The following is a 22,889-nucleotide window of genomic DNA, read 5'->3' as shown; positions in this document are numbered from 1 at the left end:
AGGCCGCCAGGCGGCTCCCTTGAGCGCCCGGCTCTGGTAGCATGCGCCGCATGACGTATTCAGGAAGATTGACCTGGGGCCTGGTTTTCTGGGTCGCCAGTTTCGCAGCATGGGGCCAGAGCGAGTTGTTGGTGAAGGTGAAGCCGGCCAACAAGGCGCTCAAGGCCAATGTCGAAGGCTATATAGGCACATTGGGTGACCGCGACGAAGAAGCACTTTTGCGCTTCAGTCGCGGGGCAGAGGAGCAGGCGCGCAAAGCGGCGCAGGCACTTGGCTACTATCAGGCGCAGATCGATACCGAGGTCAAGCCCGCCAGCGACGCAGACCATCCCCCACAACTGATCATCAGCATCAACCCGGGCGAACCGATTCGCCTGCGCAACGTGACCGTGCGCATCGAGGGCCCAGCCAGCGAGATGAAGGCCTTCCGCGTGCCTGACAGCAAGGCGCTGCGGGCGGGTGAACAACTCAATCACGGCCATTACGAGGATGCCAAGCGGTTGATCCAGAACCAGGCGTCGCGCTATGGCTTCTTCAGTGGGCGCTTCAGTAGCCAGCGCCTGGCCGTCGATCCGCAAGCCGGTGTGGCGGATATCGAACTGGTCTACCAGAGTGGCCCGCGTTATCGCCTGGGCGCCGTCACCTTCGGTGGCGACACACCGCTGGACGAGGACCTGCTGCAGCGCATGGTGTCGTTCAAGCCGGGTACCCCTTACGACTCGGAACTGGTCGCAGAGCTGAACAACGACCTGCAATCGAGCGGCTATTTCGAAGGCGTGCGTGTGGATGCGGCACCCACTGCTGCTGTGGGCGAAGAAGTCCCGGTGGATGTTCACCTGGAAACCCGTAAACCACGCACCATGGGCCTTGGCCTGGGCTTCTCGACCGACGTCGGGCCGCGCGGCAAGGCCAACTGGACCCGCCACTGGGTCAACCCACAAGGCCACAGCTATGGCTGGGAAACCGAACTGTCGGCCCCGCGCCAGAACGTCGGCCTGTGGTATGACATTCCGCTTGATCCGCCGCTGACCGACAAGCTGCGCTTTGCCGGTGGCTACCAGAACGAGGAGCTTGCCGGCACCGACACGCTCAGCAAGCTGTTGACGGTCGGCCCCGAGTGGCACAGCAAGCTGCCCAGTGGCTGGCAGCGGGTGATTTCGCTCAAGTACCAACGCGAAGAATATCGCCTGGGTGACGACTCCGGTTTGAGCAACCTGCTGATGCCAGGCGTCAGCTATTCCTTCCTGCGCAGTGACAACCGTATCGATCCGCACAACGGCTATCGCCTGCAGTTCGATGTTCAAGGTGCCAAGGAAGGGCTGGTTTCCGACACCAACCTGCTGCACGGCAACGTATTGCTCAAAGGCCTGACTACGCTCGGCCACAACCACCGCTTTCTCGGGCGCGTACAGTTTGGTGGCAGTGCGACCAATGGCTTCAAGAACAACATTCCGCCGTCGCTGCGTTTCTTCGCGGGTGGCGACCAGAGTGTGCGCGGTTACGACTACCAGACCCTGTCGCCGAAGAACAGCGACGGTGACCGTATTGGCGGGCGCTACCTGGTGGCAGGCAGTGTCGAGTACCAGTATTCGCTGACCGAAAAATGGCGGGTCGCGACGTTCGTTGACCAAGGCAACTCGTTCAACGACCTGGAGCTGCCCAGCCTCAAGACCGGTGTCGGCTTTGGTGTGCGCTGGGTATCGCCGGTCGGGCCGCTGCGCCTGGACCTGGCCAAGGCGCTGGATGACGAAGGGGGCATTCGCCTGCACTTTTCCATGGGGCCCGAGCTGTGAAACGCGTAATCAAATTTACTTCACTGGGCCTGCTGGGGGGCGTCGCGAGCGTGGGCCTGGTGCTCGGCTTGCTGCTGGGTACCCAGGCCGGCAGCCGCTGGGCACTGGGCAAGGTGCCCGGGCTTGAAGTGGCCGACTTCCAGGGTCGCCTGGCGGGCAGTTGGCAGGCCAGCCGGCTGGCCTGGGCCGACGGCGGCAGCACGGTAGAGATGCTGGCGCCGTCGCTGGCCTGGTCGCCTGCCTGCTTGCTGCGCGCGACCTTGTGCATTGACCGGTTGCAGGCAGACCGCATTGACGTGGCCTTTGCGCCAAGCACCGAACCCACCGAGAGCGCCCCGCTGCAATTGCCGACCCTGCGCTTGCCGCTGGCCATCGAACTGGGCGAGGTCAAGGTCGGGCAGCTGCGCCTGGATGGCAGTGATCTGCTTGGCGATTTGCAACTGGCTGCGCACTGGACCAACAGCGGGATACGCATCGACAGCCTGCGGCTGCTGCGCGACGACCTGCAATTGAGCCTACAGGGCGACCTGCAACCCGAAGGCGACTGGCCGGTAACACTACAGGCGCAATTGCAGTTGCCTGCGGTAGACGAAAAACCCTGGCAACTGGCACTGACGGCCAATGGCCAATTGCAGAAGACGTTGGAACTTGCCGGCACCAGCAGTGGTTACCTCGATGCCACATTGAGCGGGCAGTTGCAGGCATTGGCCGAGCACCTGCCGGCGACCTTGCACATCCGCTCCGAGGCGTTCAAGCCGGCTGGCGCGTTGCCTGACACCCTGCAATTGAACGCGCTCGAGCTCGATGCCAAAGGCGATCTGCTTGATGGCTATCAACTGTCTGGCAGGGCCAGCCTGCCGGCCGAGCAGTCACCGATCGCCTTGGTCCTGTCCGGTCTGGTCGACAGTAAGGGCGCCAGGCTCGATGCCCTGGACCTGACCGCCAGCGACAGCCAACGGGTCAAGCTGCAAGCCACGGCTGACTGGCAGCAAGGCCTGAGCGCCGATGCGCAGCTGGACTGGCAGGACTTCCCGTGGTTGCGCCTGTACCCACTGGAGACCCCGCCCGAAGTCACTCTCAAGCGCTTCAATACCCAGGTGCATTATCGCGATGGCAATTACCAGGGGACTTTCACGGGGGACCTGGACGGCCCGGCGGGAGCGTTCAGCATCGCCAGCCCGTTCGAAGGTGACCTCACCCAGGTGAAACTGCCGCAGTTGGCGCTGACCGCCGGCCAAGGCAAGGCAGCCGGCAGTGTCGCCGTACGTTTTGCCGACACCCTGGCCTGGGATGTCGACCTGCAGCTCTCCGCGTTCGACCCGGCCTATTGGCTGGCCGAACTGCCGGGTACCCTGGCGGGGCCACTGCGCAGCAAAGGCGAACTGAAAGGCGATACGCTTACCCTGGATGCCCAGCTTGACCTCAAAGGCCGCCTGCGTGGCCAGCCAGCCATGCTCAAGGCCGAGGCCCAGGGGGCAGGGCAAAGCTGGACCCTGGGCACACTGGCCATCCAGCTGGGTGAAAACCGCATCAACGGCAGTGGCAGCTTGCAACAGCGCCTGGCTGGGCGAATCGACCTTGACTTGCCGCGCCTCGGCCAGTTGTGGCCAAGGCTGCAAGGCCGGGTCAAGGGCCGGCTGGATGTCGCCGGCACCTTGCAGGCCCCGCAAGGTACGCTCACCCTGCAGGGCCAGCGCTTGGCCCAGGCCGAAAACCGCCTGCAGCAGTTGGACCTGGATGCCCGCCTGGACAACGCCCAACGCGGTGTAATCGAGCTCAAGGCAACCGGTATCCACCTGGGTGACACAGCCTTGGGCACGTTGCAGGCCAACGGCAAAGGCGACATTCGCCAACAGGCCTTGACCCTGGCGCTGGACGGCCCGCAGCTCAAGCTCGACCTTGGCCTGGATGGCCAGTTGAACAAAGGTGACTGGCGCGGGCGCCTGGCCACTGGCCGCATCCAGGCCGGTGGCCAGGACTGGCAGTTGCAGGCGCCCGCACGCCTGCAGCGGCTGGCCAGCGGCCAGCTCGACTTCGGGGCCCACTGCTGGCGCTCCGGCCAGGCAAGCCTGTGTGGCGACGACCAGCGGCTGGCCCCCGAACCGCGCCTGCGCTACCACCTCAAGCAGTTCCCGCTGGGCAGCCTGGCCCAGTGGCTGCCGAAGGACTTTGCCTGGCAAGGCCTGCTCAATGCCGATATCAACCTTGACATCCCGGCCAGCGGCCCCAAGGGCACTGTCGTTGTCGATGCCAGTGGCGGCACCTTGCGCGTACGCGACAAAGGCCGTTGGGTCGATTTCCCTTACCAGGCCCTGCGCCTGGACAGCACGCTGGCACCGCGGCGCATCGATACGCGCCTGGCGTTTCGCGGTGAGCGCCTGGGTGAGCTGAACGTCAACGCCCGGCTCGATCCGCTGGGCAAGAACAAACCGTTGTCGGGTGATTTCCGCCTGGCCGGGCTGGACCTGTCGGTGGCCCGCCCATTCGTGCCCATGGTCGAACGCCTGGCCGGGCAGCTCAATGGCAGTGGTCGGCTTTCAGGCACCTTGCTGGCACCTCAGGTCAACGGCAACCTGATGCTCAGCGGTGGCGAAGTCAGTGGCGCCGAGCTGCCGGCCAGCCTTCAGGACCTGTCATTGCAGGCGCTGATTGCCGGCGAGCAAGTGCAGCTCAACGGTAACTGGCGCAGTGGCGAGGCGGGACGTGGCCAGTTGAGCGGCAACCTCACCTGGGGGCAGGCACTGGGCATGGACGTGCGTCTGCAAGGCCAGCAACTGCCGGTCGCGGTCGAGCCCTACGCCACACTGGAAGTTGCCCCGGACCTGACCTTGCGCCTGATCGATGACAAGCTGGCGGTGACCGGCAAGGTGCAGGTGCCCAAGGGCAAGATCACTGTACGAGAGCTGCCGCCGTCCACGGTCAAGGTGTCGGATGACACGGTAATCGTCGGTCACCAGACCGAGGAAGGCAAACCACCCATGGCAATGGCCATGGACATCGATGTCGAAGTCGGCCGCGACAAGCTGTCGTTCAGCGGCTTCGGGCTGACTGCCAACCTGCTGGGTCATGTGCACATCGGCGATAACCTCGATACCCGTGGCGAACTGAGCCTGGCAGACGGCCGCTACCGTGCCTACGGCCAGCGCCTCACCATACGCCGGGCGCGTCTGCTGTTCGCCGGCCCGATTGACCAGCCATACCTGGACATCGAAGCGATCCGCAAGGTTGACGATGTGATAGCCGGCATCCGCCTGAGCGGGCAGCGCCGAGCAGCCGACGACCAAAGTGTTCTCGGAGCCGGCCATGAGCCAGGAGCAGGCGCTTTCGTACCTGGTATTGGGGCGGCCATTGGGCAATACCGGCGAAGATAACAACATGCTCGCCGAGGCGGCCCTGGGCCTGGGCCTTGCCGGGAGCGCCGGCATAACCGGCAGCCTGGCGTCGAGCCTGGGGATCGACGACTTTCAGCTGGATACCGAAGGTTCTGGCAACAGCACCAGCGTGGTCGCCAGCGGTAACCTTACCGAGAAACTCAGCCTTCGTTACGGGGTGGGCGTGTTCGAACCGGCCAACACGATCGCGTTGCGTTACAAGCTGAGCAAGAAGGTTTACCTCGAGGCCGCCAGTGGGCTGGCAAGCTCTCTGGACATCTTCTACAAGCGCGACTTCTAGGCCCGCAGCGTGGCGGCCATCAACGGACGGTGGCCGCCTCGATGAACTCGTTGGTGTCGGGTGAGGGCGGTGGAGTGGTGGCGCGTACCGGGACGATCAGGTTGGTGTATTCCTCGATCAACCGGTTCAGGGCCTCTGGCGGTTCGCTCGCCTGGAACTGCATGCGGATCTGCACTTCGTCGGGGTCGCGGTTTTCGCCCTGGCGGCCTTGGCCACCAATGGTGACCTTGAAGCTCGCGGCCTTGCTCTCGCTCGCGGTCAGCAGTGCCTGCTGCGCCTCGGTGCCTTTGACCCTTACCGACAGGTCGACCTGCATGCGCTCAAGGGCCAGGCCTTTCGGTGACACCAGCGCAAACAGGGGGACGCGCATGATGTGCTGCCCATCCATGGCCACCTCGACCATCTTGGCTTTCATGGGGGCGCCCAGCGCTTGGGTGTCGCACTCGAAAAACTGGTCGAACAGGTTGATGTACTGCTGGGCAATCAGGCTGTTGGTGGCACTGGCGGCTTCTTGCAGGCCGCGGGTAATTTCACGCAGGTCAATGGAGGTCATGGGGGCGGGGGGCTTTTGCAACGATTCGACTCCTCAGGCCAGGGTGTGCCCCTCCCGCTACCGGCAGGAGGGGCTATGGGTCAAGCGCTAGCGTTTTACGGGGTCGGTAGGTTTGCAGGCGCGGCCCGTTTCAAGGTGTCCGCCTGGGATATTTCGTCCGGGCTTTCCAGTGCGGCGGTTCGGACAATGGTTGGCTTGGTTGCGGCGTCAGTGAGGAACTCGATTACCCTCATCATCGCTTCGGGCGGTTCCTGACGCTTCAGGGTCGTGTTGAAGGCATAGCGGGCACGGGTGTCTGTTTTACGGGTTTGCGTGGATTTGTGGCTCACGCTGCCTTTCACGTTAAGCCTGAACGGCCCCCATCCCAGTGAGCCGGTAGCTTCTGCACTCATGTCCTTGTTGGAAACATCTTCCGACATCTGGTTGATAACCAGCTCGAACTCTACATTACCCTCTTCGATGGAAATGTTCGGGTGGGTAATGGCCGCCATCAGCGGCACTTTCATGGTCTTGCTGACCACCCCTTTGTATTCGCCCTGTTCGTCGACGATGGTTTCGTCGTAGTCGAACTGGATGGCTACTGCCTTGCCATCCTGGACGCATACCTGCATCAGGAAGTCGGCGTAGGATTTGCTGGCGGTGACCTGCGCCTGGACCATGGCCTGCAAGGGACCGGCGATCATGCGGTCCATCGGCAGGGCATTGATCACGGAGCCTATAAGGCTGTTATCTAACGACATATCGGGAAGCTCGCTCTATCTAGTGGGTTAAGGCCGCCGCGAATAGCAGCCAAGGTGTTCGGGCGTCAGCGCTCGCAAAGCTCCTGGCGCCGGATGTTGCCGATCTGCCGCAGGCTCAGGCCGTACTTGTTGGCCAGCAGGCTGCGGGACAAACCGTTGGCGCTTTCCTTCTGGATCTGCTGGTTGCGCAGCTGACGCAGAAAGTGGTCAGCCTTGGGGATCTCCAGGGCGACCCCGGCAAAGCGCTTGATCAGTGCGTCAAGCGCTTCGGCCGGCAGCACGTCAGCGAGCTTGGTGCGCTCGCGGTGCTTGGGGATGTACTTGGGCCTGCCGCCGTAGGCGCAGGTCAGTTGGTAGGCGTTTTCGATGCCGATACAGTCGATCAGGGCCTGCAGCGAGTGGGGCAGTTGGCTGATATCGATCTGGCTCAAATCTGGCATTTGCATATGGCGCTCCTTCGGGGTGGATGGGATGTGCGACCCGATCACCCGCGGCGTTGTGTCGAAGGTGTGAGCAAATTCTGTGCGACAGCCGAGGCGCGTCGCTAGGCGGCATATGGGTTGGGGGTTGTAGCTTCGGTGAACAGGATTTGCAGGCAGCGATATCTGGCGCTGTAGGAAATGGCGTCGACATCTGGCTGTGCTTCCTGGTTTCCTGTCGGGTCGCTCGCGATGATGCGCAGTGGGTGCAGCACCCCTCAATCGCACGGGTAGCTGCTCAGCAAGCTGGCGCTACCCAGATAGGCTTGAGGGGTGGCGCGCATGCCCGGCGGCAACGTGCGCCAATCGACCAGCAGGCACAGCGCGTGCAACGGTTGGCCGTTACGCTGGCCGATGACCTGGTCGGCAAAGTGGCGGCGGTACAGTACCTGGGTCTGATTCAGTGGCTGTGCCTGGTCGGCCTGCGCCAGCGTTTGTCGGGCCAGGTCGGGCAAGCGGGCTGTGGGCACGCTGAAATGTACCGGTGCAGCTTCGGTCTGCAGGTAGCCGGCCTGGCGTACGCGTTGCCACAGTTGTTGCCATTGGCTGGCACCGGCATGGGTGGCCAACTCGCGGCCCAGTTCGAGCAGGTGCTCGGTCGGCGTCTGCTGGGTGTCCAGTGCATGAAGGGAGAGCGGGGTCAGTAACAGCGATGCGAACAACAGGGGTTTGTACATGGTGCCTCCGGCGTGGGTGCTAGGAAGCCCCATGCTTTCAGGCTGACGTCACCCCACCCAGCAGGAAATCCAGCGCCGGGGGCGGTGACCGTTGTATCATTGCCGCGGCTCGTTGCGAGCCATTTGCCCCTGATGTTGCAAGGAACATTCGATGACACACGTGCAGCGCCTCAAATATTCACTTCTGATCATCCTGGTGGTACTGGGCCTGATGCTGGGCCTGTCCCACCTGCAGAAGCAGGGCACGATCAGTGAGCAGACCTTCCAGATGCTGGCCATCGCCATTGCCGTGGTGGTCGTGGTGATCAACGGCATTCTGCGGCGCAAGGTCAAGCCCTGATCTGCGCGGGCCGGCCAGGTATGGCCGGCCATGCGCTCAGCGCGAGGGTGTTTGCTCCAGTACGGCGCGCGCCTGGGGGTTGAGCCTGTAGCACTTGTCGCTACCCAGTTGTATGACGCCTTCGGTGCACAGGCGCTTGAGCACTTCACGCACACTGAGGAACGACAGCGGGATATCCAGCTGTTCCAGTTGTGCGTGCACCCCGCGCACGCCAATACTGCGGCCATTGCGGTCAGCGGCGTGCAAGGCATCGATAACCTTGAGGCGGATCAGGCTGGTGCGCAGGCCGAAGGTGCGCAACAGCTCGCGGATTTGTTCGTTGCCGGTTCGTTCTTCAGCAAATACGTCCTGTCCCTTGGACGTTTTGCCTGGGACGCGCCCGGCCTGGATCGAGGTTTGCGGGTTGTACATGCGAATGCTCCTTTTCGTGGACGAACCCGAAATGTGGGTGGCTCACTTACTAGGACGAATGAGCACGCAAAAACTGCAACCCATTCGTGAAAAAAATGCCTGTTTCTCATCAAGACGTTCCATCGCCTTGTAATACGTAAAATATTCATCTGGCCATTCGTCTGATCGGGATGACCCCCGAACCCGAGGAGTGCCCGTGTTTCCACTTTGCCGTCCCATGACTTGCGCCGGCCTGGCCGCTGCCCTGGTGGCCTTCAGCGTCGGTGTGCAGGCGCAGCCCGCGATAGCCGACACCAGTGCCCAGATCCGCTATACCCGATACGGCGTACCGCATATCGTGGCCAAGGATGAGCGTGGCCTGGGCTATGGCGTCGGCTATGCCTACGCCCAGGACAACCTATGCCTGCTCGCCAATGAAGTGCTGACCGTGAGCGGTGAGCGCTCACGCTATTTCGGCGCCAAGGGCAAGACCCTGGAGCAGCGTGACAACCTGACCAGCGACCTGTTCTTCACCTGGCTCAATAGCTCAGCGGCGGTCGATGCCTTCCTGCAGGCGCAACCCGCGCCGGTGCAGGCGTTGCTGGCGGGATACGCCAGCGGCTACAACCGGGCGTTGGTCGAACGCCGTCGTCAAGGGCTGCCCGCCGAGTGTGGTGATGGTGAGTGGGTGCGGCCCATCAGCAGCCAGGATCTGGTCAAACTGACCCGCCGTTTACTGGCCGAGGGCGGTGTCGGGCAGTTCGTCGAGGCGTTGGCAGGGGCGCAACCGCCAACGCTGGCCCGTCAGCAATCATCCGCGGGCTTTGCCAGCGCGTTGGCCCGGCAGGAGCGGTTCGCCGCGGAGCGCGGCAGCAATGCGGTGGCAGTAGGCGCGCAGCGTTCAGCCAATGGCCGCGGCCTGTTGCTGGCCAACCCGCACTTCCCGTGGATGGGCGGCATGCGCTTCTACCAGATGCAACTGACCATTCCCGGCCAGCTTGATGTGATGGGCGCGGCGCTACCGGGCCTGCCGGTGGTCAACATCGGTTTCAACCAGCACCTGGCGTGGACGCACACCGTCGACACCTCCAAGCACTTCACGCTCTACCGCCTGCAACTCGACCCCAAAGACCCGACCCGCTATGTGCTCGATGGCAAGTCGCTGCCGATGGCCCGGCAAACCATCCGTGTCGCGGTCAAAGGCACGGATGGCAGCCTGAGCCAGGTTGAGCGGCCGGTCTACAGTTCGCAGTTCGGCCCGGTGGTGCAATGGCCAGGCCGCCTGGACTGGGATGCGCAGGCGGCCTACAGCGTGCGAGACGCCAACCTCGAGAACTCACGGGTGTTGCAGCAGTGGTACCAGATCAACCGAGCCGACAGCCTGGCGGCATTGAAGGGATCGGTCGAGCAGTTGCAAGGTATCCCTTGGGTCAACACGCTGGCCGTGGACCAGAGAGGGCGGGCCTTGTACCTGAATCAGTCGGTAGTACCCTATGTTGACCAGCAACTGTTGGATACCTGCAGCAACCCGCAGGCGCAAGGGCGCCTGGTGGTGCTGGATGGCTCGCGGAGCGCATGCCAGTGGAAGGTTGACGCGCAGGCGGCGCAACCGGGCATCTTCCCGGCGCGGCTGCTGCCAAGCCTGGAGCGTGAAGACTTCGTACAGAACTCCAACGACCCGGCCTGGATGGCCAACCCGGCGCAGCCGCTGACCGGCTACTCGCCACTGGTCAGCCGCAATGACCAACCACTGGGCATGCGTGGCCGCTTTGCCTTGCAACGCCTACAGGGCAAAGCCCGGTTAGGTGTAGATGAATTGCAGCGCATGGTCACCGATGACGAGGTGTACCTGGCCAGCCTGGTGTTGCCAGACCTGCTGCAATGGTGCAAGGGCGCCGGCGCAGATGTGCAGGCCGTGTGCAGCAGCCTGGCTGCCTGGAACGGTAAGGCCGACCTCGACAGTGGTATGGGCCTGGTGCACTTCCAGAACCTGTTCAATGCGCTGGCCGAGCACCCGGAAAGCTGGCGAGTGGCATTCAACCCGGCCGACCCGCAGCACACCCCGCGCGGCCTGGCTGTCGAGCAGGCGGCGGTAAGCAGGCTGGTACATCAGGCAGCACTGGCGTCGCTCAAGCAGGTCAGTGAAAGTGGCGTTGCCGGGGCGGCGCGCTGGGGGCAGGTGCAACAGGCCCTTGACGGCACGCCGGTACCGGGCGGCCCGCAGGCGCTAGGGGTGTACAACGCGATCTACAGCGTGCCGCACGGGCAGGGCAAGCGGCTGGTGGTGAGTGGCACCAGCTACCTGCAACTGGTCAGCTTCACCGACAAGGGGCCAGAAGCCCGTGGCCTGCTTGCGTTTTCCCAGTCGAGTGAAAAGGCTTCGGCGCATGCCAGTGACCAGACCAAGGCCTTTGCGGCCAAGCAGCTGGCGCTGATTCCGTTTACCGAGGCGCAGATCAAGGCAGACCCTGAGTACCGGGAAGTGGTGATCAGTGAGCGGGACAAGGGGGCGGTAGTCAGCCAGCCCTGAGGCGTCAGCCTGCGCCGGCCCATTCGCGGGTAAACCCGCTCCTACAGGGGCCTGCGGGCTTGCCCGCGAGACCCTGTAATGTCAGGAAAACTCGAACGGCGCCAACTGAAAGCCCTGCTCGTCAACCTGCAAGGCCCAACCGCGGCGATCCCAGTCGCCCAGCACGATACGTCGTGCCGGTTGGCCGTCGACCACCAGCTTGTGAATCGCCGGCCGATGGGTATGGCCATGCACCAGGGTGCGCACGCCATGCGCCGCCATCACCTTGGGTACTTCTTCCGGCGTGACGTCGACAATCTCAGTGGACTTCATCCGCGTTTGTGTACGGCTTTCATTGCGCAGCTTGCGCGCCAGCCTGTAGCGGGCCGACAGCGGCAGGTGGCGCAGGATCCACAAGCTCAGCGGATTGCGCAGCAGGCGGCGCATCTTCATGTAGCCCAAGTCGCGGGTGCACAGGGTGTCGCCGTGCATCAGCAGCACCTGTTCACCGCCCAGCTCGATCACGCTGGGGTCGCTCAACAAGGTGCAGCCAGCGGCATCGCAGAAGGCCTGGCCAATCAGGAAGTCACGGTTGCCATGCATCAGGTAGATGGCCGTGCCACTGTCGCTCAGCCGGCGCATGGCCTGGCAGATCGACTGCTGGAAGGGCGTCATGGCATCGTCGCCAATCCACGCTTCGAAGAAGTCACCAAGGATGTACAGGGCCTTGGCGTGGCGGGCGCGGCCGTCTAGCAGATCAAGAAACGCCCGGGAAATATCCGGGCGTTCTTCTTGCAGGTGCAGATCAGAGATCAGCAGAATCACTCAATGATCTCGGCTTTCTCGATGATCACGTCGTCCTTCGGTACGTCCTGGTGGCCAGCTTTGGAACCGGTGGCCACTTTCTCGATGGCGTCGACCACTTCACGGCCTTCGATCACTTCACCGAATACGGCATAACCCCAGCCTTGCACGTTCTTGCCGCTGTGGTTGAGGAAGTCGTTGTCGGAGGCGTTGATGAAGAACTGCGCCGAGGCGGAGTGCGGCTCCATGGTACGGGCCATGGCAATGCTGTACTTCTTGTTCTTCAGGCCGTTGTCGGCTTCGTTCTGGATGCTGGCGCGGGTTTTCTTCTGGCTCATGCCGGCCTCGAAGCCGCCGCCCTGGATCATGAAGCCTTTGATCACACGGTGGAATACGGTGCCATTGTAGTGGCCGTCCTTGACGTACTGAACGAAGTTTTCGGTAGTCAGTGGCGCTTTCTCGGCGTCCAGTTGCAGGACGATGTCGCCGTGGTTGGTGGTCAGTTTGACTTTGGACATGCTGAAACTCGCTCTTTCAAGGCAATCAGAAATTAGGGTGCGCAGGGCGCCGGTTATCACCTGACGTATGTTCAGGCGATCACGACACATGGCGCGCACTGGCCATTTTGCCAGGCTGCGGCAAAAAGCCGTGATAAATCACATCAGTTTGTCCGGGCGCGGCTGTCAGCAGCTTGACTGCTTCGGCTATGATAGGCCCTTTGATTCAATCGGCCTACCCAGGCTGGACACACGCATTCAAGGATCCTATGAGCAAGCCCACTGCCGACAACGCGCCCAACGCCGCTGCCAAAGGCGCCCCCGCTGTCCCTGCGAACTTCCTGCGGCCGATCATCCAGGCCGACCTGGACTCGGGCAAGCACAGCAGTATCGTCACCCGTTTCCCGCCGGAGCCCAATGGTTATCTGCACATCGGCCACGCCAAGTCGATCTGCGTCAACTTCGGCCTGGCCAAGGAATTCGGCGGCGTCTGCCACCTGCGCTTCGACGATACCAACCCGGCCAAGGAAGACCAGGAGTACATCGACGCCATCCAGAGCGATGTGAAGTGGCTGGGCTTCGACTGGGCCGGCGACGTGCGCTATGCCTCCGACTATTTCGACCAGTTGCACGACTGGGCGGTCGAGCTGATCAAGCGCGGCAAGGCCTACGTCTGCGACCTCACCCCTGAGCAAGCCAAGGAATACCGCGGCAACCTCAAGGAGCCGGGCAAGAACAGCCCGTTCCGCGAGCGTAGCGTGGAAGAAAACCTCGACCTGTTCGCCCGCATGAAGGCTGGCGAATTCCAGGACGGCGAGCGTGTGCTGCGGGCCAAGATCGACATGGCCTCGCCAAACATGAACCTGCGCGACCCTATCCTGTACCGCATTCGCCATGCCCACCACCACCAGACCGGCGACAAGTGGTGCATCTACCCCAACTACGACTTCACCCACGGCCAGTCGGACGCCATCGAGGGCATTACCCACTCGATCTGCACCCTGGAGTTCGAAGGGCATCGTCCGCTGTACGACTGGTTCCTCGACAACCTGCCGGTGCCGGCACACCCGCGCCAGTACGAGTTCAGCCGCCTGAACCTGAACTACACCATTACCTCCAAGCGCAAGCTCAAGCAGCTTGTGGACGAGAAGCACGTCGACGCCTGGGACGACCCACGCATGTCGACCCTGTCCGGCTTCCGTCGCCGTGGCTATACGCCAGCTTCGATCCGCAACTTCTGCGAAATGATCGGCACCAACCGTTCCGACGGTGTGGTCGACATGTCGATGCTCGAGTTCAGCATCCGTGACGACCTGGACCGCACCGCGCCACGCGCGATGTGCGTGCTGCGCCCGCTGAAAGTGGTCATCACCAACTACCCGGAAGGCCAGGTCGAGCAGCTTGAGCTGCCACGTCACCCGAAGGAAGACATGGGCGTGCGTGTGCTGCCGTTCTCCCGGGAGCTGTACATCGACCGCGACGACTTCATGGAAGAACCGCCGAAGGGCTACAAGCGCCTGGAACCGGCCGGTGAAGTGCGCCTGCGCGGCAGCTACGTGATTCGTGCTGACGAAGCGATCAAGGACGCCGACGGCAATATCGTCGAACTGCGTTGCTCGTACGACCCGGACACCCTGGGCAAAAACCCTGAAGGCCGCAAGGTCAAGGGCGTGATCCACTGGGTGCCGGCCGAGGGCAGCGTCGAGTGCGAAGTGCGTCTGTACGACCGCCTGTTCCGCTCGCCGAACCCGGAAAAGACCGAGGAGGGCGGCAGCTTCCTGGACAACATCAACCCGGCTTCGCTGCAAGTACTCAGCGGTTGCCGTGCCGAGCCGTCGCTGGCCCAGGCGCAGCCCGAGGACCGCTTCCAGTTCGAGCGTGAAGGCTACTTCTGCGCCGACCTGAAAGACAGCCAGCCGGGTCGCCCGGTGTTCAACCGCACTGTCACCCTGCGTGACTCCTGGGGCAGCTGAGGAACCGCCGTGCTTACCATCTACAACACCCTGAGCAAAACCAAGGAAGTCTTCAAGCCGCTGGATGGCAACAAGGTGCGCATGTACGTGTGCGGCATGACCGTGTACGACTACTGCCACCTGGGCCATGGCCGCAGCATGGTGGCCTTCGACCTGGTCACCCGCTGGCTGCGCAAGAGTGGCTATGAGCTGACCTACGTGCGCAACATCACTGACATCGATGACAAGATCATCAACCGGGCCAACGAGAACGGCGAAAGTTTCGACGCCCTGACCGCCCGCATGATCGATGCGATGCACGAAGACGAGCGCCGCCTGAACATTCTGCCGCCGGACCAGGAGCCGCGTGCCACCGACCATATCGCTGGCATGCACGCGATGATCCAGACCCTGATCGACAAAGGGTACGCCTACGCGCCAGGCAATGGTGACGTGTATTACCGGGTCGGCAAGTTCGTCGGCTACGGCAAGCTGTCGCGCAAGAAGATCGAAGACCTGCGTATCGGTGCACGCATCGAGGTCGACGAAGCCAAGCAGGACCCGCTCGACTTCGTCCTGTGGAAGGGCGTCAAGCCGGGCGAGCCAAGCTGGGAATCGCCATGGGGCCCGGGTCGCCCGGGCTGGCACATCGAGTGCTCGGTCATGTCCACCTGCTGCCTGGGCGAGAGCTTCGACATTCACGGCGGCGGCAGCGACCTGGAATTCCCGCACCACGAGAACGAGATTGCCCAGAGCGAGGCGGCCACCGGCAAGCAGTACGCCAACGCCTGGATGCATTGCGGCATGATCCGTATCAACGGCGAGAAGATGTCCAAGTCGTTGAACAACTTCTTCACCATCCGCGACGTGCTCGAGAAGTACCACCCGGAGGTGGTGCGCTACCTGCTGGTGGCCAGCCACTACCGCAGCGCGATCAACTACTCGGAAGACAGCCTGCGTGACGCCAAGGGCGCGCTGGAGCGCTTCTACCACGCCCTGCGCGGCCTGCCACGGGTGGCGGCCAAGGGTGGCGAAGCGTTTGTCGAGCGCTTCAGCGTGGCGATGAACGACGACTTCGGCACTCCCGAAGCCTGTGCCGTCCTGTTCGACCTGGTGCGCGAGATCAACCGCCTGCGCGACAGCGACGTGGAGGCTGCTGCTGGCCTGGCCGGTCGACTGCGCGAGCTGGGTGATGTGCTGGGTGTGCTGCAACTGGAGGCCGATGACTTCCTGCGTGCTGGTGCCGAAGGCAAGGTCGATGCGGCTGAAGTCGAGGGCTTGATCCAGGCGCGCCTGCAGGCGCGTGCGGACAAGAACTGGGCCGAGTCGGACCGCATTCGCGATCAGCTGACCGCCATGGGGGTGGTGCTGGAAGACAGCAAGGGCACGACGACCTGGCGCCTGGCTGACTAAAGCAACTGGGGCTGCGTTGCAGCCCTTCGCGGGCACGCCCGCTCCCACAGGGATAGCGCACACTTGAAATGTCGCGCCAACCTGTGGGAGCGGGCGTGCCCGCGAAGGGCCGCAAAGCGGCCCCTGCTTTTACTTCGCTAGACCCGCAAGCGGGCAGTGCAATACCAGCCTGGCCCCACCCAATTCGCTTTCGCCAATCTCCAGCCCGAACCCATGCAGGTCGACGATTGCCGCCACGATCGACAACCCCAGCCCGAAGCCGGCATGGCGGTGGCCCTCATCGCTGCGATAGAACCGTTTCAGTACAGCCGTTCGCTCTGCTTCGGGAATACCAGGCCCGCTATCCTCGATCGCCATGTGCACGCCGCTGTCATCCTGCGTGGCGGTGATGCGCACCCGACCACCCTCGGGCGTGAACTTGATCGCGTTACCCACCAGATTCGCCAAGGCCTCGAACAGCAGTTCGCGGTCGCCGTGCAACGCCGGTAGCTGCGCAGGTTGGTGCAATTGCAGTTGAATGCCGCCATCCTCGGCCAATGGCAGGTAAAAATCATGCAGTTCTACCAGCAGCTCATGCGGGTCAAGCTGGATGAAGCCGGCGCGGCGCTGGCGGTCTTCCAGCTCGCTGATGCGCAACAACCCGCGAAAGCGCGCCATCAAGGTGTCGGTTTCGCCAATGGCCTGGTCCAGCGCTTCGGCTTGCGCAGAATCCACGTCGCTTTGCTGGCGAATACGGTACAGCTGGGCGCGCAGGCGGGTCAGCGGTGTGCGCAGGTCATGGGCAATGTTGTCGCATACACCCTTGACCTCATGCATCAGCCGTTCGATACGGTCGAGCATGGCATTGACGATCGCCGCAAGCATGTCCAGCTCGTCGCGGCGGGCCGACAGTGGCAGGCGGTGGGTCAGGTCGCCGGCGACGATCAGTTCGGCCTGGGCCTGGATCGCCCGTATACGCTTGAGCGGCCTGCGCCGTAGCAGGTACCAACCGGCAAAACCCGGGATCAGGGTCAGCGAGATGCCCCAGAGCAAGGCGTGCAGGATGATCCGGGTAACCACGAACAACGAGCCATTGTCGCGCACCAGCACCAGCCACCGGCCATCCTGTACCTTGATTGCCACCGCGTCGCAGCTGTCGCGGGGCATGCGTGGGTCGTCGGCATCCAGGCAGCGTTCCAGCTCATGAATCTTGCCGTCCAGTCTGAGCTCTGGGGGCAAGGCCCGCACGGTGCCGCCAATCGGGTTGAGCTGGCTATCGAACAGGCCGTAGGCGTCAAAGCTGCGCTCCTCGAAGGCCTGGCTGGCAATCAGGGCGTCGTCCAGTTGTTTGCCGCTCATGTGGGCGAACAGGTGCTGGCGCTGCAGCATGGAATGACGGGTGAGTTTGTTCAGGTAGCTGGAGACCTCGAAGTACAGCACCCCCATGAGGATGCTGCTCCAGGCCACGAACAGAAAGCTGTACAGTGCCAGCAGGCGGCTGGTAGAAGAACTCCAGCCTTTAGACGGGTTCAGCAATGGCATAGCCGGAGCCCCGTACCGTACGGATCAGCGGCGACTGGCCGGGTGAGTCGATCTTCTTGCGCAGGCGGCCGATGTGCACGTCGATCAGGTTGGTGCCCGGGTCGAAGTGATAGCCCCAGACCTCCTCGAAAATCATCATCCGCGTGATCACCTGGCCGCTGTGGCGCATCAGGTACTCCAGCAGCTTGTACTCGGTGGGCAACAGGTTGAGGGTGTTGTCACCGCGGCGCGCTTCGTGGCTGATCAGGTCCAGTTGCAGATCGGCAACCTGCAAGCGGGTCTGGGTCGTGGGTACGCTGTTACGACGCAGCAATACCTCGACTCGCGCGGCCATTTCGTCGGAGGCGAACGGCTTGGTCAGGTAGTCGTCTCCGCCGGCACGCAGGCCGCGCACCCGCTCATCGACGTCGGAGAGGGCGCTGATCATCAGGATCGGCGTAGCGATCTTGAGGTTGCGCAGGGTGGTGACGATGGTCAGGCCGTCGACCTCGGGCAGCATGCGGTCCAGGGTGATCAGGTCGTAGCCGCCCGCAATGGCTTTGGCCAGGCCTTCACGGCCATTGTCGGCCCAATCCACTTCCAGACCGTGGCTGGTCAGTTCGGCGACGATTTCCTGGCCGGTGACGGCGTCGTCTTCGATGGTCAGTACGCGAGGCATGCTGGTTCCTGGGCATCTAATGGAGATCTGATTGTGCCAAAGAATAGACAACCGGCGATTTAAGAAAAATTCATCTAGCGGGCACCGATGCCTTCGGCGTGCATGATCTGCGCAATGATCGGTACCGGTGTCATCAGGTGCGAGCGCATCATGGCGCTGGCGGTTTTGGCATCCCGGGCAAGGATCACCTCGACCAGTGCCGCATGCTCCTGGCGCTTGAGCGCCAGCGCCTCTTCGGAAAACACCGTCTGCGTCAGCCACAGGTGGCGGTAGCGCTCGGCCTGGTCGAACAGGTAGGTGCGCGCCTGCAGCAGGTGCTTGGAGCCGCAGCCCGAGGCAATGGCAGTATGGAACGCCTTGTGCCGCTCGTCCCACACATCCAGCCGCTGCTCGCGGGTTTTTACTTCCACCACCTTGGCCAAGGTATGCGAGTGGGCCAGCACCGACGCCTCCCAGGCGTCATCGCCGCGCTCGATGGCCAAGGCAATGATCATCGCTTCCAGGTTGGCGCGGGCGTCGTAGATGTCGTTCATCTCATCCAGCGACATGGGCGCTACCCGGTAGCCTTTCTGGCTGATCGCGTTGACCAGGTGCTCGGCCACCAGTTGCGACAGTGCTTCGCGCAGCGGGCCCACACCCAGGTCGTAGCGTTCCTTGAGGGTGCTCATCAACAGCTTTTCACCGGGCTTGAACACCCCGCGGATGATGTCCTTCTTGAGCCTCTCATACCCGCTGAATGCTGAGTTTTGTCGGGGGGCGAGCGCTTCCAAGATCCTGTTCCTCAAAACGTTTTGCCGATCATACCGAAACCCTCTGCTGACGAAAAACAATGGACAAACGCGACTAGTGTCGTTGAAACATAAAAATGTAGACATTTTTAGTTAGTGGCGATATTTTTACCTCGCCCGCACTGATCCAGGTCATGACCGGACGGCGCCACCAACTTTTTTAGCCAGGACACTGCCATGAACGCCTTTACGCAGATCGACGAACTTGTCATGCCACTGCCGCTCGAACCGCAGGGCTACACCATCGCCCCCTCGAAACAGTCGCCGCGCCTGCTTGAACTGACCTTTGCCCGGGAAACCGTCGAAGCGTTCGTGCAGGCCGTTGCCCAATGGCCGGTGCAGGCATTGGAGTACAAGTCGTTCCTGCGTTTTCGCGTAGGCGAAATCCTTGACGAGCTGTGCCAGGGCACGCTGCGCCCGGTGCTGCTCAACACCATCCTCGACCGCGCCACAGGTGGCATGCTGATTACCCCGATCGGCCTGGACGACGTGAGCCAGGCCGAAGACATGGTCAAGTTCACCACCGCCTGTGCACACCTGATCGGCCGTTCCAACTATGACGCCATGAGTGGCCAGTTCTATGCGCGCTTCGTGGTGGTCAACAGCGACAACTCCGACAGCTACCTGCGCCAGCCGCACCGTGTGATGGAGCTGCACAACGACGGTACGTTCGTGAACCAGATCACCGACTATGTGCTGATGCTGAAGATCGACGAAAAGAACATGGAAGGCGGCAACTCGCTGCTGCTGCACCTGGACGACTGGGAGCAGTGCGAGGCGTTCTTCCGTCACCCGATGGCCCGTCGCGAAATGCGCTGGACCGCACCGCCGAGCAAAAAGGTTGCCGAAGATGTGTTCCATTCGGTATTCGACACCGATACCGAAGGCCGGCCGACCATGCGCTACATTGACCAGTTCGTGCAGCCGGAAAACTACGAGGAAGGTATCTGGCTGAACGCCTTGTCCGAGTCGCTGGAAGGCAGCGGCAAGAAGGTCTCGGTGCCGGTAGGCGTAGGCAGTTTCCTGCTGATCAACAACCTGTTCTGGCTGCATGGCCGCGATCGCTTCACCCCGCACGAGGGCCTGCGCCGCGAACTGATGCGCCAGCGTGGTTACGTCGCCTTCCCCAAGCCGCTGTACCAGCGCGGGCAATAATGACAGGGCGCGGGGCGGGCGCTCGCCCACGCGTTTATGCACAAAACAATGCCACCAGGCCCCGTGCGGGCCTTGGTGAGCCTGCCAGGCAATGCCTGCGTGTGAGGTAAGGCTGTGTACGATTTCATCATTATTGGCGGCGGGATTGTGGGCATGTCCACGGCCATGCACCTGATCAAGGTCTACCCGGACGCGAAGATGCTCCTGCTGGAGAAAGAGTCTGGCCCGGCCCGCCATCAGACCGGCCATAACAGCGGCGTGATCCACGCCGGCGTGTATTACACCCCCGGCAGCCTCAAGGCGCGCTTCTGCCTGGAAGGCAACAAGGCGACCAAAGCCTTCTGCACCCAGCACGGCATTCGCTTCGATGAGTGTGGCAAGCTGCTGGTAGCCACCAACGATCTGGAAATGCAGCGCATGAAGGCGCTGTGGGAGCGGACGGCGGCCAATGGCCTTGAACGCTACTGGCTGTCGGCTGACGAGTTGCGCGAGCGTGAGCCCAACATCGTCGGTATGGGGGGCATCTTCGTGCCGTCCAGCGGCATCGTCAATTACGCCCAGGTGACTGCTGCGATGGCCGCAGAGTTCCAGCGTGCCGGTGGCGAAATCCGCTATGGCGCAGAAGTGGTCGGCCTGCAGGAACAGGCAAATGAAGTGATCGTGCGCACCCAGCGTGATGAATTGCGCAGCCGTTTCCTGGTGACCTGCTCGGGGCTGATGGCTGACCGCGTGGTGGGCATGCTCGGGCTGCGTACCGAGTTCGTGATCTGCCCGTTCCGTGGCGAATACTACCTGCTGCCCAAGCAGCACAATCAGATCGTCAACCACCTGATCTACCCGATTCCCGACCCGTCGATGCCCTTCCTGGGGGTGCACCTGACCCGCATGATCGACGGCACCGTCACCGTTGGCCCCAATGCTGTGCTGGCGATGAAGCGCGAGGGCTACCGCAAGACCGATGTCAGCCCCAGCGACCTGTTCCAGACCCTGACCACGCCCGGCATTCTCAAGGTGCTGGCGAAGAACTTCCGCCCGGGCCTGATCGAGATGAAGAACTCGCTGTTCAAGGGCGGGTACCTCAAGCAGGTGCAGAAGTACTGCCCGAGCATAACCAAAGCCGACCTCACGCCTTACCCGGCCGGCGTGCGTGCCCAGGCGGTGTCGCGCGACGGCAAGCTGATCGACGATTTCCTGTTCGTCAACACCGCGCGCAGTGTCAACGTGTGCAACGCACCGTCGCCAGCCGCGACCTCGGCCATCCCGATCGGCGCCTACATCGTCGAGAAGGTGTGCGAGCAGGTCGGCCTGCAGGGCGGCAGCTTCCCCAAGGCCGACCGGTCGGCCAACCATAGGGCCGCCAGCTGACCCCCCGGTAACACCTTCTGCGGTTTCGTTTTACTCAACCCGTACTGCCCTGCTCACCATTCAGGGCAGGACGGGCTTTTTCGCGCCTGCGTCGGTGACGTGCAGCCGGCGGCCCCTGCGTGGGCATGACAAAAACAACAAGGTAGCGCCATGCAAACCCACAAGAACAATTTGAGTCATGGATTGAAATCACGGCATGTCACCATGCTGTCCATTGCCGGCGTGATCGGCGCCGGGCTGTTTGTCGGCTCTGGCCGCGCCATCGCCGAAGCGGGGCCGGCCACCATCCTGGCCTATATCCTGGCGGGCGGCCTGGTGGTGCTGGTGATGCGCATGCTGGCCGAAATGGCGGTTGCCTCCCCGGACACCGGCTCGTTCTCAACCTACGCTGACCTCGCCATCGGCAAATGGGCCGGTTACACCATCGGTTGGCTGTACTGGTGGTTCTGGGTGCTGATCATTCCGATCGAGGCCAATATCGCCGCTACCATCATCAACTCCTGGGTCCCGCAGATGGAGATCTGGGTGTTGTCGTTGGTGATCACGTTGCTGCTGACGGCCACCAACCTGTTCAGCGTGAAGAATTACGGTGAGTTCGAGTTCTGGTTGGCACTGGTCAAGGTGGTGGCCATCGTCAGCTTCATCGCCCTGGGTGTTTGCGCCATTTTCGGCCTGTTGCCGGGGTCTGGCGTCAGCGGCGTCTCGCGCCTGTGGGATACGGGGGGCTTCATGCCCAACGGCTTTGGTGCGGTGCTGAGCGCGATGCTGATCACCATGTTCTCGTTCCTCGGGGCCGAGGTGGTGACCATCGCTGCGGCTGAATCCGACGAGGCGGGCAAGCATATTTCCAAGGCCACCAATTCGGTGATCTGGCGGATAACGCTGTTCTACATCCTGTCGATCTTCATCGTCATCGCATTGGTACCGTGGACCGACCCACGCCTGGCGACCGAAGGCTCTTATGTCACGGTGCTGGACACCCTGGGCGTGCCAAATGCCAAGGCCATCATCGACTTCGTGGTGCTGACGTCGGTGACCAGCTGCCTCAATTCGTCGCTGTACACCGCCTCGCGCATGGTCTATTCGCTTAGCCGCCGTGGTGATGCCCCAGCCTGTGCCCAGATAACCAGCCGCAGTGGTACACCCGTGGTGGCAGTCTTGTTGTCGACGGGGGCTGCATTCCTGGCGGTGATCGCCAACTACCTGGTGCCGGCCCAGGTATTTGGCTTCCTCATGGCAAGCTCCGGTGCCATTGCCTTGCTGGTGTATCTGGTCATCGCCATTTCCCAGCTGCGCCTGCGCCAGCGCCTGACGGCACAGGGCAAGACTCTGGGTTACCGCATGTGGCTGTTCCCGTGGCTGACCTGGGGCGTGATCCTGTTCATCAGCGGCGTACTGGTATTGATGCTGTTCCGTCCGGATCATCGCCTGGAAGTGGTCTCGACGATGGTGCTGGCGGTGTTGGTGGTGTGCTCGGGGGTGCTGGTGACCCGGCGCCGGGCACGCGGCGGGGCCGTGGCTGGCGTAGGGCAGGGCGCCTGATTCGTCTGGCCTGAAGACAGACGAGCAAGTCGCATCAGGCT

At 62.7% G+C, this 22,889-nt stretch carries 18 protein-coding genes and 1 pseudogene; 9 read left to right on the top strand and 10 right to left on the bottom strand.

Features of this window, described 5'->3' with window-relative positions:
- Window positions 1-50: 50 nt before the first annotated feature.
- On the top strand, window positions 51-1,793 hold the full coding sequence (locus ACZ889_RS20180) for an autotransporter assembly complex protein TamA (RefSeq protein ID WP_104962883.1): 1,743 nt from the start codon (window positions 51-53) through the stop codon (window positions 1,791-1,793).
- Window positions 1,790-5,465, top strand: a pseudogene (locus ACZ889_RS20175) (translocation/assembly module TamB domain-containing protein). The gene ACZ889_RS20180 and the pseudogene ACZ889_RS20175 overlap by 4 nt, the downstream one beginning before the upstream one ends.
- 19 nt (window positions 5,466-5,484) lie before the next feature.
- On the opposite strand, the gene ACZ889_RS20170 reads toward ACZ889_RS20175, so the two are convergent.
- From ACZ889_RS20170 to ACZ889_RS20155, 4 genes are all read right to left on the bottom strand, one after another.
- Window positions 5,485-6,039 (bottom strand): DUF2589 domain-containing protein, encoded by a 555-nt coding sequence (locus tag ACZ889_RS20170; protein ID WP_003248053.1) that lies wholly within the window; start codon window positions 6,037-6,039, stop codon window positions 5,485-5,487.
- A 74-nt stretch (window positions 6,040-6,113) separates the two neighbouring features.
- Window positions 6,114-6,758 carry a DUF2589 domain-containing protein gene (locus ACZ889_RS20165; protein WP_012052541.1) on the bottom strand — a complete coding sequence of 215 codons (645 nt, stop codon included), beginning with the start codon at window positions 6,756-6,758 and terminating at the stop codon, window positions 6,114-6,116.
- A 65-nt stretch (window positions 6,759-6,823) separates the two neighbouring features.
- Entirely contained in the window at window positions 6,824-7,204 is a 381-nt protein-coding gene (locus tag ACZ889_RS20160; protein WP_010953799.1) for a Mor transcription activator family protein, read from the bottom strand.
- A 251-nt stretch (window positions 7,205-7,455) separates the two neighbouring features.
- Window positions 7,456-7,914, bottom strand: a complete 459-nt coding sequence (locus ACZ889_RS20155) for a hypothetical protein (protein ID WP_019751795.1) — start codon at window positions 7,912-7,914, stop codon at window positions 7,456-7,458.
- 151 nt (window positions 7,915-8,065) lie between these two features.
- Here ACZ889_RS20155 and ACZ889_RS20150 point away from each other — a divergent pair, with 151 nt between their 5' ends.
- Window positions 8,066-8,254 (top strand): hypothetical protein, encoded by a 189-nt coding sequence (locus ACZ889_RS20150; protein ID WP_003248064.1) that lies wholly within the window; start codon window positions 8,066-8,068, stop codon window positions 8,252-8,254.
- Between the two features lie 36 nt (window positions 8,255-8,290).
- Here ACZ889_RS20150 and ACZ889_RS20145 read toward each other — a convergent pair whose 3' ends face one another.
- Complete coding sequence (locus ACZ889_RS20145) at window positions 8,291-8,665, bottom strand: fe2+ zn2+ uptake regulation protein (protein ID WP_180689878.1); 375 nt, start codon at window positions 8,663-8,665, stop codon at window positions 8,291-8,293.
- Window positions 8,666-8,861: 196 nt separating this feature from the next.
- Between ACZ889_RS20145 and pvdQ the strand changes: the two genes are divergently transcribed.
- Window positions 8,862-11,174 carry a bifunctional acylase PvdQ gene (pvdQ, locus tag ACZ889_RS20140; protein ID WP_476257746.1) on the top strand — a complete coding sequence of 771 codons (2,313 nt, stop codon included), beginning with the start codon at window positions 8,862-8,864 and terminating at the stop codon, window positions 11,172-11,174.
- Between the two features lie 81 nt (window positions 11,175-11,255).
- Here the strand turns inward: pvdQ and ACZ889_RS20135 are convergent, their stop codons facing one another.
- Together ACZ889_RS20135 and ACZ889_RS20130 are read right to left on the bottom strand one after the other, a co-directional pair.
- Window positions 11,256-11,978, bottom strand: a complete 723-nt coding sequence (locus ACZ889_RS20135) for a UDP-2,3-diacylglucosamine diphosphatase (protein WP_020193813.1) — start codon at window positions 11,976-11,978, stop codon at window positions 11,256-11,258.
- Window positions 11,975-12,475: a peptidylprolyl isomerase gene (locus ACZ889_RS20130; RefSeq protein WP_003248071.1), complete on the bottom strand. Its 501-nt coding sequence runs from the start codon at window positions 12,473-12,475 to the stop codon at window positions 11,975-11,977. The genes ACZ889_RS20135 and ACZ889_RS20130 overlap by 4 nt, the downstream gene beginning before the upstream one ends.
- A 248-nt stretch (window positions 12,476-12,723) precedes the next feature.
- Between ACZ889_RS20130 and ACZ889_RS20125 the strand changes: the two genes are divergently transcribed.
- Together ACZ889_RS20125 and cysS are read left to right on the top strand one after the other, a co-directional pair.
- Window positions 12,724-14,427 carry a glutamine--tRNA ligase/YqeY domain fusion protein gene (locus ACZ889_RS20125; RefSeq protein ID WP_003248073.1) on the top strand — a complete coding sequence of 568 codons (1,704 nt, stop codon included), beginning with the start codon at window positions 12,724-12,726 and terminating at the stop codon, window positions 14,425-14,427.
- A 9-nt stretch (window positions 14,428-14,436) separates the two neighbouring features.
- Window positions 14,437-15,819 carry a cysteine--tRNA ligase gene (gene cysS / locus ACZ889_RS20120; RefSeq protein WP_014591235.1) on the top strand — a complete coding sequence of 461 codons (1,383 nt, stop codon included), beginning with the start codon at window positions 14,437-14,439 and terminating at the stop codon, window positions 15,817-15,819.
- 129 nt (window positions 15,820-15,948) lie between these two features.
- Here the strand turns inward: cysS and ACZ889_RS20115 are convergent, their stop codons facing one another.
- The 3 genes from ACZ889_RS20115 to csiR all read right to left on the bottom strand — a co-directional run bounded on the left by ACZ889_RS20115 (window position 15,949) and on the right by csiR (window position 18,768).
- A complete protein-coding gene (locus ACZ889_RS20115) occupies window positions 15,949-17,340 on the bottom strand; it encodes a sensor histidine kinase (protein WP_180689879.1) in 1,392 nt (463 codons plus the stop codon).
- Window positions 17,318-17,998 carry a response regulator transcription factor gene (locus ACZ889_RS20110; RefSeq protein WP_010953809.1) on the bottom strand — a complete coding sequence of 227 codons (681 nt, stop codon included), beginning with the start codon at window positions 17,996-17,998 and terminating at the stop codon, window positions 17,318-17,320. Before ACZ889_RS20110 ends, ACZ889_RS20115 begins: the two co-directional genes overlap by 23 nt.
- Window positions 17,999-18,072: 74 nt before the next feature.
- Window positions 18,073-18,768, bottom strand: a complete 696-nt coding sequence (gene csiR / locus ACZ889_RS20105; protein WP_010953810.1) for a DNA-binding transcriptional regulator CsiR — start codon at window positions 18,766-18,768, stop codon at window positions 18,073-18,075.
- 195 nt (window positions 18,769-18,963) lie between these two features.
- On the opposite strand from csiR, the gene glaH reads away from it, so the two are divergent.
- The 3 genes from glaH to gabP all read left to right on the top strand — a co-directional run bounded on the left by glaH (window position 18,964) and on the right by gabP (window position 22,848).
- Complete coding sequence (gene glaH / locus ACZ889_RS20100) at window positions 18,964-19,941, top strand: glutarate dioxygenase GlaH (RefSeq protein ID WP_003248080.1); 978 nt, start codon at window positions 18,964-18,966, stop codon at window positions 19,939-19,941.
- A gap of 114 nt (window positions 19,942-20,055) precedes the next feature.
- Window positions 20,056-21,306: an L-2-hydroxyglutarate oxidase gene (gene lhgO / locus ACZ889_RS20095; RefSeq protein ID WP_064490701.1), complete on the top strand. Its 1,251-nt coding sequence runs from the start codon at window positions 20,056-20,058 to the stop codon at window positions 21,304-21,306.
- A gap of 150 nt (window positions 21,307-21,456) precedes the next feature.
- Window positions 21,457-22,848, top strand: coding sequence for a GABA permease (gene gabP, locus ACZ889_RS20090; protein ID WP_012052530.1), 1,392 nt, complete (start codon window positions 21,457-21,459; stop codon window positions 22,846-22,848).
- Window positions 22,849-22,889 lie beyond the last annotated feature (41 nt).

It is taken from the genome of Pseudomonas sp. TE3895, from assembly GCF_056278855.1.
Note: the sequence above shows the minus strand (reverse complement) of the source record. Positions and strands in the feature narration are given on the sequence as shown.

What these genes read in the sequence shown, in the direction of transcription:
- ACZ889_RS20165 (WP_012052541.1), bottom strand. Translation starts at nt 6,758, where the DNA reads ATGTCGTTAGATAACAGCCTTATAGGCTCCGTGATCAATGCCCTGCCG.
- ACZ889_RS20155 (WP_019751795.1), bottom strand. Translation starts at nt 7,914, where the DNA reads ATGTACAAACCCCTGTTGTTCGCATCGCTGTTACTGACCCCGCTCTCC.
- ACZ889_RS20110 (WP_010953809.1), bottom strand. Translation starts at nt 17,998, where the DNA reads ATGCCTCGCGTACTGACCATCGAAGACGACGCCGTCACCGGCCAGGAA.
- ACZ889_RS20115 (WP_180689879.1), bottom strand. Translation starts at nt 17,340, where the DNA reads ATGCCATTGCTGAACCCGTCTAAAGGCTGGAGTTCTTCTACCAGCCGC.
- ACZ889_RS20180 (WP_104962883.1), top strand. Translation starts at nt 51, where the DNA reads ATGACGTATTCAGGAAGATTGACCTGGGGCCTGGTTTTCTGGGTCGCC.
- glaH (WP_003248080.1), top strand. Translation starts at nt 18,964, where the DNA reads ATGAACGCCTTTACGCAGATCGACGAACTTGTCATGCCACTGCCGCTC.
- ACZ889_RS20125 (WP_003248073.1), top strand. Translation starts at nt 12,724, where the DNA reads ATGAGCAAGCCCACTGCCGACAACGCGCCCAACGCCGCTGCCAAAGGC.
- ACZ889_RS20145 (WP_180689878.1), bottom strand. Translation starts at nt 8,665, where the DNA reads ATGTACAACCCGCAAACCTCGATCCAGGCCGGGCGCGTCCCAGGCAAA.
- ACZ889_RS20130 (WP_003248071.1), bottom strand. Translation starts at nt 12,475, where the DNA reads ATGTCCAAAGTCAAACTGACCACCAACCACGGCGACATCGTCCTGCAA.
- gabP (WP_012052530.1), top strand. Translation starts at nt 21,457, where the DNA reads ATGCAAACCCACAAGAACAATTTGAGTCATGGATTGAAATCACGGCAT.
- ACZ889_RS20160 (WP_010953799.1), bottom strand. Translation starts at nt 7,204, where the DNA reads ATGCAAATGCCAGATTTGAGCCAGATCGATATCAGCCAACTGCCCCAC.
- ACZ889_RS20150 (WP_003248064.1), top strand. Translation starts at nt 8,066, where the DNA reads ATGACACACGTGCAGCGCCTCAAATATTCACTTCTGATCATCCTGGTG.